This window comes from Anaerovorax odorimutans (assembly GCF_024459955.1).
GTDB lineage: Bacteria > Bacillota > Clostridia > Peptostreptococcales > Anaerovoracaceae > Hominibacterium > Hominibacterium odorimutans_A.
The window spans coordinates 1-254 of record NZ_JANFXK010000168.1; the positions used below are offsets into that span (position 1 = coordinate 1).

Annotated in this window: 1 pseudogene; it reads left to right on the forward strand. The window is 48.4% G+C overall.

Features of this window, described 5'->3' with window-relative positions:
• A pseudogene (locus NE619_RS18340) lies at positions 1-254 on the forward strand (hypothetical protein); the annotation flags it as partial.

Genomic DNA, 254 nt, shown 5'->3' on the forward strand with positions numbered 1-254 from the left:
TTGAAAGGGATTGAGTATGACACAAGGGATGCCGGGCATATCCTTGTTATTATGCCGGAAGGGGTGAAGATGCGTCTGCTTGAGATGCGGGGGATGCCGCTGGCGCTTTTAATCGACCTTGTGCATCGAAACGGCGGAGTCCTAGGTCCTGCTCATCCATGCGGTGAGAAGTATATGAGTTTTACGAATGCGCGGCGGTATTACTTATCTCCGGAGATTGTAAAGCGTTTTGATTTTGTAGAGGCATTTAATAG